The 13,167-nt window shown below is 58.4% G+C and carries 14 protein-coding genes; 13 read left to right on the top strand and 1 reads right to left on the bottom strand.

Going from position 1 to position 13,167, the window contains the following annotated elements; translation table 11 throughout:
- The first annotated feature begins 127 nt into the window (after window positions 1-127).
- From FN633_RS11095 to FN633_RS11060, 8 genes are all read left to right on the top strand, one after another.
- Entirely contained in the window at window positions 128-562 is a 435-nt protein-coding gene (locus FN633_RS11095; RefSeq protein ID WP_042391122.1) for a RidA family protein, read from the top strand.
- A gap of 3 nt (window positions 563-565) precedes the next feature.
- Window positions 566-1,240: a DUF1028 domain-containing protein gene (locus FN633_RS11090; RefSeq protein WP_154057757.1), complete on the top strand. Its 675-nt coding sequence runs from the start codon at window positions 566-568 to the stop codon at window positions 1,238-1,240.
- 14 nt (window positions 1,241-1,254) lie between these two features.
- Window positions 1,255-2,412, top strand: coding sequence for an acetylornithine deacetylase (gene argE / locus FN633_RS11085; RefSeq protein WP_154057756.1), 1,158 nt, complete (start codon window positions 1,255-1,257; stop codon window positions 2,410-2,412).
- Between the two features lie 123 nt (window positions 2,413-2,535).
- Window positions 2,536-3,684, top strand: coding sequence for an ABC transporter ATP-binding protein (locus tag FN633_RS11080; RefSeq protein WP_154057755.1), 1,149 nt, complete (start codon window positions 2,536-2,538; stop codon window positions 3,682-3,684).
- A complete protein-coding gene (locus tag FN633_RS11075; protein ID WP_425049150.1) occupies window positions 3,681-4,679 on the top strand; it encodes an NAD(P)H-quinone oxidoreductase in 999 nt (332 codons plus the stop codon). The genes FN633_RS11080 and FN633_RS11075 overlap by 4 nt, the downstream gene beginning before the upstream one ends.
- On the top strand, window positions 4,676-5,290 hold the full coding sequence (locus FN633_RS11070; RefSeq protein ID WP_154057754.1) for a glutathione S-transferase: 615 nt from the start codon (window positions 4,676-4,678) through the stop codon (window positions 5,288-5,290). The genes FN633_RS11075 and FN633_RS11070 overlap by 4 nt, the downstream gene beginning before the upstream one ends.
- A 12-nt stretch (window positions 5,291-5,302) precedes the next feature.
- Window positions 5,303-5,752 carry a type II 3-dehydroquinate dehydratase gene (locus FN633_RS11065; protein ID WP_154057753.1) on the top strand — a complete coding sequence of 150 codons (450 nt, stop codon included), beginning with the start codon at window positions 5,303-5,305 and terminating at the stop codon, window positions 5,750-5,752.
- Complete coding sequence (locus FN633_RS11060) at window positions 5,749-6,678, top strand: 2-hydroxyacid dehydrogenase (RefSeq protein ID WP_243731501.1); 930 nt, start codon at window positions 5,749-5,751, stop codon at window positions 6,676-6,678. The genes FN633_RS11065 and FN633_RS11060 overlap by 4 nt, the downstream gene beginning before the upstream one ends.
- Before the next feature lie 35 nt (window positions 6,679-6,713).
- Here FN633_RS11060 and FN633_RS11055 read toward each other — a convergent pair whose 3' ends face one another.
- Window positions 6,714-7,676 (bottom strand): LysR family transcriptional regulator, encoded by a 963-nt coding sequence (locus FN633_RS11055; RefSeq protein ID WP_042391115.1) that lies wholly within the window; start codon window positions 7,674-7,676, stop codon window positions 6,714-6,716.
- A gap of 259 nt (window positions 7,677-7,935) precedes the next feature.
- Here FN633_RS11055 and FN633_RS11050 point away from each other — a divergent pair, with 259 nt between their 5' ends.
- From FN633_RS11050 to FN633_RS11030, 5 genes are all read left to right on the top strand, one after another.
- Window positions 7,936-8,967 carry an ABC transporter substrate-binding protein gene (locus FN633_RS11050; RefSeq protein WP_154057752.1) on the top strand — a complete coding sequence of 344 codons (1,032 nt, stop codon included), beginning with the start codon at window positions 7,936-7,938 and terminating at the stop codon, window positions 8,965-8,967.
- Window positions 8,968-9,032: 65 nt separating this feature from the next.
- A complete protein-coding gene (locus FN633_RS11045) occupies window positions 9,033-9,887 on the top strand; it encodes an ABC transporter permease (protein WP_103821029.1) in 855 nt (284 codons plus the stop codon).
- 1 nt (window position 9,888) lies between these two features.
- Window positions 9,889-10,707, top strand: coding sequence for an ABC transporter permease (locus FN633_RS11040; RefSeq protein ID WP_154057751.1), 819 nt, complete (start codon window positions 9,889-9,891; stop codon window positions 10,705-10,707).
- 27 nt (window positions 10,708-10,734) lie between these two features.
- Window positions 10,735-11,985 carry a flavin-containing monooxygenase gene (locus tag FN633_RS11035; protein ID WP_154057750.1) on the top strand — a complete coding sequence of 417 codons (1,251 nt, stop codon included), beginning with the start codon at window positions 10,735-10,737 and terminating at the stop codon, window positions 11,983-11,985.
- 17 nt (window positions 11,986-12,002) lie between these two features.
- Window positions 12,003-13,136 (top strand): alpha-hydroxy acid oxidase, encoded by a 1,134-nt coding sequence (locus tag FN633_RS11030; protein WP_154057749.1) that lies wholly within the window; start codon window positions 12,003-12,005, stop codon window positions 13,134-13,136.
- The last annotated feature ends 31 nt before the right edge of the window (window positions 13,137-13,167 follow it).

The following is a 13,167-nucleotide window of genomic DNA, read 5'->3' as shown; positions in this document are numbered from 1 at the left end:
CAGATAAGCCGTTTACGTGATTCGGTCAACCCGGATTTTCTAAACTAACGCCTCGGATTATGCTGTTTTGTTTGTAACGCCTGAGAATGTATACCTTGCTGGGAATCCCTTTTCTCAGCAGGTAAACATGAGCACACATACCCGCATTCGCAAATTCAATACGAAAGAGACCTACCCGAACCAGTCGCTGGACAACGATCTTTGTCAGGCCGTTCGCGCAGGCAATACCGTTTACGTTCGCGGTCAGATTGGTACCGACTTCGACGGCAATCTGGTGGGGCTTGGCGATCCGGCCGCGCAGGCCGAACAGGCGATGAAGAACGTGAAACAGCTGCTGGAAGAAGCGGGCAGCGATCTGTCGCACATCGTTAAAACCACCACCTATATCATCGACCCCCGCTATCGCGAGCCGGTCTATCAGGTTGTCGGCAAATGGCTGAAAGGCGTATTTCCCATCTCTACCGGGCTGGTTATTTCCGGTTTGGGTCAGCCACAGTGGCTGATGGAGATTGATGTCATCGCCGTGATCCCGGACGACTGGCAGCCGCAGGCGGGAGCATAGATCATGACCTTATCGATTATTGGCCGCTGCGCGCAAACCGGCCAGATGGGCATCGCCATCAGCTCATCCAGCATCGCGGTGGGCGCGCGTTGCCCCTGGCTGCGCAGCCAGGTCGGCGCGGTATCAACCCAAAACATCACGTTGCCGGCGCTCGGCCCGCGCATTCTTGACAGGCTGGAGCAGGGCGATGCTGTCGACACCGCGCTAAAAGCCGGGCTCGGCACCGATGACTACGCCATCTATCGGCAGGTTACGGTGCTGACGACCAAGGGAAAAAGCGCGTTTTACAGCGGCGAAAAGACGCTCGGTGTTAACAACGCACTGAGCGGCGAAAACTGCGTGGCGGCGGGCAATCTGCTGGCGAGTTCGGAGGTCATTATCACGATGGTCAACGCCTTCGAACAACGCTCAGGCGATCTTGCCGACAGGCTCATCGCCGCGATGCAGGCGGGTATGAAAGCAGGCGGAGAGGCAGGGCCCGTGCATTCAGCGGCAATGTCGATTGTGGATGCGCCCGTCTGGCCGGTTGTCGATCTACGTGTCGACTGGACGGACGGCGATCCCATAGAGGAGCTCAATCAGCTCTGGCAGGCGTATAAGCCGCAGATGCAGGATTATATAACCCGCGCGCTCGATCCCCGCAGCGCGCCTGGCTACGGCGTGCCGGGCGACGAATAATGCAAGGAGAGGCGATGATAACCAGTCGCAAACTGCTGGAGCGGCTGGTGGCGTTTGACACCACCAGCCGCGAATCCAACTTGGCGCTGATCGACTTTGTCTGGCGCTACTTAACCGATCTCGGCGTCCACTGTGAGCTGATTCATAATGCCGAGCGCAGCAAAGCCAATCTCTATGCGCGGCTTGGCCCGGCAGGCAGCGGTGGCGTGATGCTCTCCGGCCACAGCGATGTGGTGCCGGTGGACGGGCAGAACTGGAGCGTCCCGCCATTTGCGCTGACTGAGCGAGACGGCAAGCTGTATGGCCGCGGCACGGCGGACATGAAAGGCTTTATCGCCTGCATGCTGGCGGCGGTGCCGCATTTTCTTACACAGCCGCTGGCACAACCGCTGCATCTGGCGATCTCCTATGATGAGGAGGTCGGATGCCTGGGCGTGCGCACCTTGCTGGATGCGCTGGCGAGCCGCCCGGACAAGCCCGACATCTGCCTCATTGGCGAACCCACCGAACTACAGCCGGTGCTCGGCCACAAAGGCAAGCTTGGGGTTCGTTGCGAAGTGCAGGGCGCGGCCTGCCATTCGGCCTATGCGCCGCAGGGGGTCAATGCCATTGAATACGCCGCAAAGCTGATTCACCGCCTTACGGTGATAGGCCAGCGGCTAGCCGCGCCGGAACGTCAGGATCCGCGTTTCGATCCGCCATTTACTACGGTGCAAACCGGCGTGATTCAGGGCGGACGGGCGCTAAATATCGTGCCTGCCGACTGTACCTTTGACTTCGAAGTGCGTACGTTGCCGCAGGACGACGCCCAGCAGGTGGTGCAGGAGCTGGAAGGTTACGCGCAGCGGGAACTGCTGCCGCACATGCACGCCGTGAATGCCGACACCTCCATCCGCTTTTATCCCATCAGCGGCTATCCCGGTTTGGATACCGCAGCGCACAGCGCCGCCGCGCGGCTGATTGCTCATCTCACCGGTTCTGACGCCTTCGGCACCGTAGCATTCGGTACGGAAGGCGGACTGTTCCATCAGGCTGGCATCCCCAGCGTGATCTGCGGGCCAGGTAGTATGGCGCAGGGCCATAAGCCCGATGAGTTTATCACTGTTGAACAGCTAACCGCCTGCGATGCCATGCTGCGGCGTCTTGCCGCATGGATGTGCCTAAAAAGGTGACGTTGTCACCTTTTCTCTGCTTTACCTTTTCCAAACGCCAGCTTCAGGAAGCACTAACCGCGTGATGCGCGCTTAACCCGTATGCTGGTGACACGTATTTGATAGCCCGTTTCTGGAGAGACCATGGTAAGTGCAGAAGTCACCACATTCCCGCAGCCCGAAACGCTGCATCCCGTCACCAATAAAACCCATATCGCCGTACAGCTTGACGGCGTACTGAAACGCTTTGGCGACGCCATCGCCCTACACAAAATTTCCCTGACGATAGAAGAAGGGGAATTTATTACGCTGCTCGGCCCCTCCGGCTGCGGCAAAACTACGCTGCTGAATCTGATGGCGGGTTTCGCCGAGGCGGATGGCGGCGAAATCTTTATTGATGGCGATCTGGTTACTGAGATCCCACCGTACCAGCGTGAAATCGGCATTGTGTTTCAGAACTACGCCCTGTTCCCGCATATGACGGTGGAGAAAAATGTCGGCTACGGCCTGCGTATGCGCGGCGTGCCAAAAGCTGAAATCGCCGAGCGCGTTGAGCAGGCGCTGGCGCTAGTAAAGCTGGCAGGTTATGGCCACCGGAAGCCGCGTGAACTCTCAGGCGGCCAGCAGCAGCGTGTGGCGCTGGCGCGAGCGCTGGTCATCCGCCCCAAAGTATTGCTGCTAGATGAGCCATTCTCGGCGCTGGATAAAAACCTGCGTCTGTCGATGCAGGTTGAGCTGAAGGCGATTCAACGCAAACTTGGCGTCACCACGGTGTTTGTGACGCACGATCAGGGTGAAGCGCTGAGCATGAGCGACCGCGTGGTGGTGATGTCGGCAGGCCATGTGCGCCAGATTGGCACGCCGGATGAGATCTATCGTCGTCCGCAGGATCCGTTTGTCGCCGGTTTTGTGGGCGATGTGAATATTCTGCCGGGGCGCTATGTCGGGCGTGACGGCGCGGCGATGCTGGAGTTAGGCGGCAATACGCTGCGCCTGCCGGCGGAACGCGTGCACGCCACGATAGGCGAACGCCTTGATGTCTACGTGCGTCCGGAAAACCTGCAGCTGGCACCGCTTGGCCCGCATTCGCTGTTCAGCGCCACGGTGATCGCCCATGTCTTTCAGGGCGATCATGTGGATGTGCATCTCGATGTCCCGGCGCTTGGCAGCGCCTCGCTGTTTGCGCGCCAGTCCGGGTTGAATTCACTGACGCGCTGGCCCATCGGCATCCTGGTGGGCGTGAGCGTTGATGATGAAGGCGTATGTGCGTTTAGCGCGGCGAAACAGGGATGATGATACCTGAAATGATGAACGCCATCATTGCCCGCCAGCCGGGCGGCCCTGAGGTGTTAACCCAGGTAGAGCGCAACGTGCCGCAGCCTGGCCCGGGCGAAGTATTGATTCGTGTCGCCAGTGCGGGCGTGAACCGTCCCGATATCTTACAGCGCAACGGCATGCCGTTACCGCCGGGCGTCACCGATGTACTGGGGCTGGAAGTCTCCGGCACCGTTGCAGCGTTGGGCGCAGGCGTTGACTCTCTCACGCCTGGTGCGCCGGTCATGGCGCTGCTCAACGGCGGCGGCTATGCCGGGTATTGCGTGGCACGCGCCGAACTCTGCTTACCCGTGCCGGAAAACCTGCCTCTCGCCCAGGCGGCAGGCGTGCCGGAAGCAGCCTTTACCGTATGGCATAACCTGTTTGAACTGGGCCGTTTGCAGCCCGGCGAAACCGTGCTGATCCATGGGGCGGCCAGCGGCGTGGGGACGTTTGCCATTCAGTGCGCACAGGCGTGCGGGGCGCGGGTCGTGGCGACGGCAGGCGGCGCTGAAAAGATAGCTGCGCTGCGACGGCTCGGCGTCTGGCGCGCCATTGATCGCCACAGCGAAGATTTCGTCGCGGTTATCCTCGAGGAAACTCAGGGGCGCGGCGTGGATGTGGTGCTGGATAACGTGGGCGGCGATTACGTTGCGCGTAACCTGAGCGTGTTAGCCTCGGGCGGACGTCATGTCAGCCTGTCGTTTATGCAGGGTGCGAAGATTGAACTCGACCTGCAACAGGTGATGCGGAAAGGGCTGATCCTGACCTCCTCAACCCTCCGTCCGAAGAGCGCCGCCGAGAAAGCGCGGCTGGCGCAATGCATCAGCAAACATCTCCTGCCGCTCATCGCCGCTGGCAAAATCGCGCCAGTGGTTTATCAAACCGTGCCGTTAGCGCAGGCCGCAGACGCGCATTGCATTTTGGAGGCCAATGCCAACATCGGCAAAGTGCTGCTGGCGGTGGCGTCATGATGCAACTCTATTTCGCCGCTACCTCCGCCTACGTCCGTAAAGTGATGGTGTGCGCGACGGTATTGGGTCTTGCTGAGGAGATACACCGGCTGGATTCCGCTGCGCATCCCGTTGAGCGCGACGAGCGTATCGCCGCGTTCAATCCGCTGGCTAAAGTCCCGGCGCTACGTACCGAAAGCGGGATCTGCCTCTATGACAGCCGGGTCATTTGCGAATACCTCAACGCACGCGCACAGGGCGGTTTATTCCCGCAAGGGGGTGATGCGCGCTGGCAGAGCCTTGCGCATCAGGCGTTGGGCGATGGCATTATCGATGCCGCGTTGCTGGCGCGCTATGAATTCAGCGCCCGCCCGCCCGAGAAACAGTGGCAGAGCTGGGCCGACGCGCAGCTGAAAAAAGTCGCCGCCGCCCTGGCGGAAATAGAGCGTCAGGCCAGCGGTTTTAGCGATCGCCCCCACGATATCGGGCTGATTGCCATCGGTTGCGCGCTGGGTTATCTCGATTTCCGCTTCGCCGAACTCAACTGGCGCAACGGCTACCCACTGACCGCCGCATGGTTCGCCGTTTTCGATGCGCATCCGGCCATGGTCGCTACGCGTCCGCACGTTTAATCAGGAGCTTGCATGTCACAGCAGATCTATTTTCTCAACGGGCCGAACGCCAATTTGTACGGGCTGGATAAAAACGGCACCTACGGCAGCGAAAGTTTTGTCAGCATCGGCGAACGCTGTCAGCGTCGCGCCGAATCGCACGGGGTGATAGTGCATTTTCGCCAGAGCAACCATGAAGGCGTGCTGGTTGACTGGATTCAGGAAGCGCGACAGAACGCGGCGGGATTGATTATCAACGCGGCGGGGTTGACCTACACGTCCGTGCCGATCCTTGATGCGCTGCTGATGTTTGACGGCCCGATCATCGAAGCGCATATGAGCAACATCTGGAAGCGAGAGCCGTTCCGTCATCACTCCATGGTGTCGAAAGCGGCAACCGGCGTGATCGCCGGGTTGGGCGCGATGGGGTACGAGCTGGCGATTGATGCGGTGGTCAACCTGATGGAGGCGCGCGTCGCATGAGCACCCTTGTGTTTTACAGCGAATTCGACAGCTTCGACGAGTGGTCAGCTTTACTTGCACCCTATTTGCCCGGCGTGACGATTTGCCGCGCCGAAACGGTGCAAAATCCTGATGAGGTACACTATGCGCTGGCATGGCAACCGCCGCGTGGTTTCTTTACGCCATACCGCAATCTCAGGCTGCTGGTCAATCTCGGCGCGGGCGTCGACTCTCTGGTTGGGCGTGACGATCTGCCGGATATCCCGATCATTCGCCTGTCCGACCCTGATATGGCGCGCATGATGGCCGGTTATGTGCTTTTTGCGGTGCTGCGCTACGCCCGGGATATTCCGGCGTTCGAGCGTGCGCAGCATGAACAGCGCTGGCACTATTTGCATCCGCGCACGCCCTCCAGCATCTGTGTCGGCGTGCTGGGGTTAGGGGAGTTGGGCGGGTATGCGGCGCAGGAGCTGGTGCGACAGGGTTTCGACGTGCGCGGCTGGTCGCGTTCGCAAAAAGCGATTGCGGGGGTTCGCTGTAGCAGTGGACTGGAATCATTGAATGACTTTCTCAGCCAGAGCGACATCCTTGTAGTCATGCTGCCCCTCACGCCGCATACGGCTGGTCTGCTTAGCGCAGAACGGCTGGCGTGCCTGCCGGCAGGCGCGGCGTTCATCAATGTATCGCGCGGGGCAATTGTCGACCAGGCGGCGCTGACGGAGGCGTTACGTACCGGGCGGATTGCGGAAGCCACGCTGGATGTATTTGATCGTGAACCGCTGCCGCCGGGCGATCCGCTGTGGCGCATGGAAAATGTGCTGATCACGCCGCATCTGGCGTCTGTCGCCATTCCCGCCAGCGCCGCGCAGCAGGTTGCAGAGAATATCCAGCGCGCCGCACGCGGCGAACCGGTCACCAATCAGGTGTTCCCCGCGCGCGGGTACTAACATTCATAACCGCGCCGGGACGAGAGGTGAGGGCGTCACGCTACCCGCACCACCTGCGGGTCGAAATAGCTGGGCGCTGCCATACCGGGGATGTACTGGTCGGAGATAAACATGCGGCAGCGCTCGGCGAAAGCGTTCACCACCATAGAGTGCTGGGTGTGGGCCACGGTGGCGTAACCCAGCTGCATCGGCCTGTTCACCCCCGCCAGCCGCACGCGTATCAGGCGTTTGCCATCCTGGGAGAGATGCGCTTTCGGCCGCACGTTAGCGATACCAAACCCCACGCCGTTGGCCACCATGGCGCGCACCACCTCCATGTTGCCGGAGCGCATGACCACGTTCGGCGTGACGCCCGCCTCGCTAAACAGCCCGAGGAAATATTCGCGGCTCCACGGCATATCCAGCAGCACCATCGGCATTGTCGCCAGATCCTGAATAGTCACCGCTGATTGCGTCGCCAGCGGATGATGTTCACCCACCATCACATACGGCGGCAGCTGTGCCAGCGAGGTGAATGCGATGTCGTTAGCCGGGACTAAATCGTAAGTCAGGGCGATGTCGATATCGGCAGTGCGCAGCTGTTTCAGCAGCTGCTCATGGTGGCCTTCCACGAGCGTAATGCGCACCCCCGGAAACGCGCGGCCAAAGCCGAACACCAGTTCCGGCGTCAGCATGGGTGCTAGCGTATCCAGACAGCCCACACGCAGCGGACCGCGCACATTGTTCATGGATTCCGACGCAATGGTATAGAGGTTCACCATCTGTTCCAGAATGAGCTTGGCCTCCTTCAGTACCTGATGACCGATGGCGGTCAGCGACACGCCCTGCGCGTGATGCCGCACGAACAGCTGGACGCCCAGTTCAGATTCAATGTGGGTGATCGCGGCAGAGATCGACGGGGAGGAAACGTGGATACGTTCCGATGCGCCGATGATGCTGCCAGCCTCTCCGGAGGCGACAAAATATTCCAGCTGACGCTGGGTGATGCGACTGAGCATGCAGGTTCTCCTGAGATCGCTGACGCCCTCATGTGGCGACAGTCATTCTAATAGTGCAGGTTTCTTGCATTTCTCATGCCAAAAGAGGGTCATTTTTTTTGCGTCAGAAATCCTGACGCAAAGACGAGGAAAAGGCTGTTTTACCGAGTCGGCTCGCAACGGCATAGTGATTTCACACCAGGGAACACCGTTCGCACCGCGTTGGCGCGCCGGGTTTCAGATTGCTACAACAGCCATTTCATGCATTGGGGATGAGAATATGTTGCGTAAGATTTGTGCCTTAACGTTGTTGACCACGAGCGTGTTGACCGCAGGTCATGCGATGGCCGCTGATAAGCTGATTGTCAGCACGTGGGGCGGCGGTTTTAAAGATCTGATTGATGAGACCATCGCCAAAGAATTTACCAAAGAGACTGGCGTGGAAGTGCAGTTTGTCACGGGCGGCACCATCGATCGTCTGAACAAAGCCAAACTGGCGGGCGGCTCGCCGGAAACGGACGTGACCTTTACAACGGCGCATGTGGGCTATCTCTACGCCAACTCCGGCCTGTTTGAAAAACTCGATATGAGTAAAATCCCCAACGCGGCTAACCTGGTGGAGCAGGCGAAAGTCAGCCCTTATCACCTCGGCGTGTGGGGCTACGTTTACACTATCGGCTATCGTCCAGACATGGTGGCGAAGGGCGAAACCTTTGAGAGCTGGAACGATCTGTGGAAGCCTGAGCTGAAAGGGACGCTGGCGCTGCCTGACTGGGATCCGAGCCATATCATTGCGGTTTCCGCCAAACTCTCCGGCACCGATGCGGCGCACTGGGAGCAGGGCCAGGCGAAGCTGAAAGCGCTTATCCCGAACATCAAATCCTTCTATACCGACGACGCCAATAGCCAGCAGCTGATCTCCACCGGCGAAACGCCCGTGCAGGTGATGCTGTCAATGAATGCCTACCACATGATTGCCGAAGGGGTGAACATCAAGCTGGTGATGCCGAAAGAGGGCGCGGTTCTGGGCGTCGATACCATTGGTATTAACAAAGGCACCCGCAAGGCCGACCTCGCGTACAAGTTCATCAATATCGCCCTGAAGCCGGAGATCCAGCAGCAGGTGGCGAAGATTTATCACGGTAGCCCAACGGTGACGAACGCCCATATTGCCCCCGAACTGGCGAAGCTGCCAGGCATGTTGACCACGCCTGAGCAGTGGAACGCCACCATTAATACCGATCCGCAGCTGCGCGCCGAGAAGACCGCAGAGTGGCGTCAGTGGTTCTCTGAAAACATCATGTCTCATTGATTGACCTGGCGGCTTGCGGGCCGCCCCGTTTCTACCGGCAACACACTACTCAGGCAGCAACGTCTATGACGAGAAAACCGACATTTTTACCCTGGTTCATTATTCCCGCCACGCTGACCGCGTTTGGGCTGGTTATCGCGATGTTCGCGGTGATGCAGTATAGCGTGCGCGCCTATATTCCCGGTTCGCTCGACGTGGGCGGATTTACGCTGGCGAACTTTAACGGCCTGTTTAAAAGCATCTATGCCGATGCCTTTATCAACACGGTCATGCTTAGCGCCAAAACCGCCATTTTTGGCCTGCTGATGAGTTATCCGCTGGCGTACGCACTGGTGCGCACCCGCACTACGTGGATCAAATCCACCATTCTGATTATCGCGATTACGCCGCTGTTTCTTGGCGAAGTGGTGCGCACCTATTCATGGATCATCGTGTTGGGCAACAGTGGCTTCCTGAATAGCCTGTTGCTGGCGATGGGCGTCATCTCAACACCCATTCAGTTTATGTTTACGCAAACTGGCGTGGTGGTGGCGCTGGTGCACGTCACTATGCCGATCATGGTGCTGATGCTGGCCACCGCACTGTCGCACATTAACCCCGATTATGAGAAAGCCGCCACCAGCCTCGGTGCAGGCCCGCTCCGCACCTTGCTGACAGTGACCATTCCGCTCTCGATCCCCGGCATTGTCTCCAGCCTGACCACCGCGTTCGCCTGGACCTTTAGCGCCTTCGCTACGCCGCAACTGATTGGCGGCGGACGCGTTAGCACCGTGGCGACCCTGGTCTATCAGCTGGGCTTCTCGTCGATGAACTTCCCGTTTGCCGCCGCGTTAAGCATTGCCGGTTTGATCCTGACCATCCTGTTACTAATGGCGCTGAAACGCATGACCCGATTCCTGCACGCGATGGGAGAGCACTAATATGACCCGTTCGATGAACGACAAACTGATGACGCTGACGGGCCGCCTGCTGGTCGCCGCTATTCTTATCTTTGTGCTGCTGCCGACCATCGTGGTGTTTATCTCCGCGTTTAGCAGCACCCCGGTGCTGTTCTTCCCGCCGAAAGGCTGGTCGCTGCGCTGGTTCGAAAGGGCGGTGAGTTACGATGATTTTCGTCACGGCTTCTGGTCCGGACTGATTGTCACCGCATGGGCATCGTCGCTGGCAGTGATCGTGGGCGCTGCGCTGGCAATTGCCATTGAGCGCTATTCATTTCCGTGCAAGCAGGTGCTGGAAGGTATTCTGCTTTCGCCCCTGTTTATCCCGCATTTCACTATTGGTCTGGGCCTGCTGATGCTGGTGTCGCAGCTCAACCTGGGACGCGGCTATCCGCTGGTGATTTTCTGCCACGTCGTGCTGGTGCTGCCGTTTGTGCTGCGCAGCGTGTACGTGTCGCTAAAAAACCTCGAACAGCGGATTGAGCTGGCGGCGGCAAGCCTTGGCGCATCGCCGCTGCGCGTCGTATTGACCATCACCGTGCCGCTGATTTTGCCAGGGCTGTTCGGTGGCTGGCTGTTTGCCGCCATTCTTTCCTTTAATGAATTTACCGCATCGCTGTTTATTACCACCCAGGCGACGCAGACCTTACCGGTGGCGATGTATAACTATGTGCGTGAATTCGCCGACCCGACGCTGGCGGCCCTGTCAGTTATTTATATTACCGTCACCGCCACGATGTTAATTATTGCTAATAAGTTTTTAGGGCTTGGCAAAGTATTAAATGTTGACGCCAGTCATTAATAAAATTTAAATTTTTAGGGATCTATTATGTCAGTAGAAAAAATTAATACCGTGATTGTTGGTGCCGGTCAGGCCGGGATTGCCATGAGTGAACATCTGGCGCTGATGGGCGTGCCGCACGTTGTCCTTGAGCGCAGCCGCATCGCTGAACGCTGGCGCTCCGAGCGCTGGGATTCGCTGGTGGCGAACGGACCTGCCTGGCACGACCGCTTCCCGTCGCTTAAATTCGACAATATCTCCCAAGAAGCCTTTCCGGCGAAAGAGCGTATGGCGCAGTACTTTGAAGATTATGTGAAGATGCTTGAGGCCCCCGTACGCACCGGCGTAGAGGTCTATCAGGTGGCGCGCCTGACAGGGCGCAGCGGGTTCAGAGTAGTGACGTCAGCCGGTGAATTCGAAGCCGACAACGTGGTTGCCGCCACGGGCCCCTTCCAGAAGCCGTCATTCCCGCAGATTGTGCCGGAGAGCGCCGGGGTGCAGCAGATCCACTCCTCGGTTTATAAAAACCCGCAGCAGCTGCCCGCAGGGGGCGTGATGGTGGTGGGGGCAGGGGCATCCGGTACGCAAATCGCCGAAGAGTTGCGTAAAGCGGGGCGCGAGGTTTATCTGTCGGTCGGGGAACATTACCGTCCGCCGCGCGCTTATCGCGACCGTGATTACTGCTGGTGGCTCGGCGCGCTTGGCCTGTGGGATGAAGTAAAAATCAAGCCAAAGAGAGAGCACGTGGCCTTTGCGGTGAGCGGCTATGAAGGCGGCAAAACGGTGGATTTCCGCCGGCTGGCGCATATGGGCATTACGCTTGTCGGCATTACCAAAAGCTGGGATAACGGCGTACTGCACTTCGCCGAAGGTCTGGCTGAGAATATCGCCGAGGGCGATAAAGCTTATTTCGACGTACTACGCGATGCCGACGCCTACATTGAACGCAACGGGCTGGATCTGCCGCCGGAGCCGCAGGCCTGGGAGCTGTTGCCCGATCCGGCGTGCCTGCTCAATCCGCTGACTCAGCTGGATATTGCCGCAGCGGGCATTACGACCATTATCTGGGCTACCGGCTTTAAATTTGATTTCAGCTGGCTGCAGGTTGACGCATTTGACGAGAAAGGGGTGCCGTTTCATAAGCGCGGTATTTCCGCCGAGCGGGGCATCTATTTCATCGGCCTGCCGAACCTGGTCAACCGCGCCTCGTCGTTTATTTACGGCGTATGGCACGACGCTAAATATATTGCCGATCACATAGCGTTGCAGAACGCCTATACCGATTACGTTAAATCGTAATTTATTGGGTAACGGATATGACCATAACCTGCATTGAAGAGTTACGGCAGCTAGCACGTAAGCGGGTGCCAAAAATGTTTTACGATTATGTGGATGCAGGCTCATGGACCGAATATAGCTATCGCGCCAACGAAGCCGATTTACAACGCCTTGAGTTTCGCCAGCGCGTGGCTGTCGATATTGCCGGGCGCAGCACCGCCAGCGTGATGCTCGATCAGGCCGTTACGATGCCGGTGGCCATTGCGCCCACCGGCTTAACCGGCATGATCCATCCTGACGGTGAAATCCTTGCGGCGCGGGCAGCAAAAAAGTTTGGCATTCCTTTTACGCTCTCCACGATGAGTATTTGTTCGATTGAAGCGGTAGCGCAGGCGACGGATTACCATCCATTCTGGTTCCAGCTTTACGTCATGCGCGATCGCCAGTTCGTCGCGAACCTTATCGACCGGGCAAAAGCCGCAAATTGCAGCGCGTTGGTCGTCACCATGGACTTGCAGGTGTTTGGTCAGCGCCATAAAGACATCAAAAATGGCCTGTCGACGCCGCCAAAAATGACGCTGCGCAACCTGCTTAATATTGCCGGCAAACCGCGTTGGTGTCGCAATATGCTTGCCACTCGCCACCGTAACTTCGGTAATATTATTGGCCACGCCAGCGGGGTTGATAATATCGACGCGATGGTAGAGTGGACGGCCCAGCAGTTCGACCCGCGGCTCTCCTGGCAGGATATTGCGTGGATAAAGCAGCGCTGGGGCGGCAAGCTTGTCGTGAAAGGCATTATGGATGCAGAAGATGCGCGTCTGGCGGTTGAGGCGGGCGCGGATGCGCTGATCGTCTCCAATCACGGCGGGCGTCAGCTGGATGGCGTGTCGTCATCAATTACCGTATTGCCGGAGATTGTCGCAGCGGTAGGCGATCGCATTGAAGTGCATTTCGACGGCGGGATACGTTCCGGACAGGATGTGCTCAAGGCGATTGCGCTCGGCGCAAAAGGAACCTATATCGGGCGCAGCATGCTGTATGGATTAGGGGCGCAGGGGGAGGAGGGCGTCACACTGGCGCTCAACATCATTCGTAATGAGTTAGATTTGTCGATGGCGTTTTGCGGCAAGACGCATGTCGGATCGATTGATGCTGGGATCCTGAGGTAGTGCGTATTATGTTATTGTGAATGATCAAAAT

Source organism: Pseudescherichia vulneris (genome assembly GCF_902164725.1).
Classification (GTDB): domain Bacteria; phylum Pseudomonadota; class Gammaproteobacteria; order Enterobacterales; family Enterobacteriaceae; genus Pseudescherichia; species Pseudescherichia vulneris.
The sequence above is the reverse complement of the archived record's forward strand: the minus strand, read 5'-3'. Positions and strand labels throughout refer to the sequence as shown.